The following is an 806-nucleotide window of genomic DNA, read 5'->3' on the forward strand; positions in this document are numbered from 1 at the left end:
GTGCCGTTGAGGGTCCCGCCGGTGGTCGCCACCGCCGCGGCCGTGCTGCTGCCGCTGCCCAGCGCCACGGCGCCGGCCTGCGCCGCCGCCGCGCCTGCGCCCAGCGCCACGGCGTTGGCCACGGCCGAATCGTTCGCATCGCCCGCCACCGCCCTATTGCCCAGTGCCACCGCGCTGTCGCCGTACGCGTTCGCCGCCGCTCCCACCGCGGTGCTTTGGGCGCCAATAGCATTAGCGAAGGCCCCTATCGCCATACCATCCTTGCCGCTGGCAAGGGCAGAGACACCCATAGCCATGGCATCTTTGGCGATAGCCTGGGCGCTGGTGCCGAAAGCGCTGCTGTAGACGCCGCTGGCGTTGGCGCCGGTGCCGAAAGCGCTGCTGCCGCTGCTGGTGGCCTTGGCCAGGTAGCCAGCGGCGCTGCTGTAGCCGCCGCTGGCCTCGGCCAAGGTGCCGATGGCGCTGCTGGCGGCGCCGGTGGCCTTGGCCTGGTAGCCGATGGCGCTGCTGTAGTCGCCGGTGGCCTCGGACGCGTTGCCGACGCTGATGCTGTTGAGAGCTTGGGCCTTGCTGTTGTTGCCGACGGCGATGGCAGCGCCGCCGCTGGCCGTAGCCGCCTTGCCCAGTGCCACGGCGTTGACCACGGCCGGATCGTTCGCATCGCCCGCCACCGCGCCATTGCCCAGTGCCACCGCGCTGTCGCCGTACGCACTCGCCGCCGGCCCCATCGCGCTGCTGTCGGTACCGCTGGCAGTGCTGTCGGCCTTGGTCGAGTGAGTGTGGGCGTATTTCACGCCCGCGCCTTG

1 pseudogene is annotated in these 806 nt (G+C 71.6%); it reads right to left on the reverse strand.

Going from position 1 to position 806, the window contains the following annotated elements:
* Positions 1 to 794, reverse strand: a pseudogene (locus SLW55_RS20555) (hypothetical protein); the annotation flags it as partial.
* Between the last annotated feature and the right edge of the window lie 12 nt (positions 795 to 806).

Source organism: Xanthomonas sp. LF06-19 (assembly GCF_034105425.1).
GTDB classification, from domain to species: Bacteria; Pseudomonadota; Gammaproteobacteria; order Xanthomonadales; family Xanthomonadaceae; genus Xanthomonas_A; species Xanthomonas_A sontii.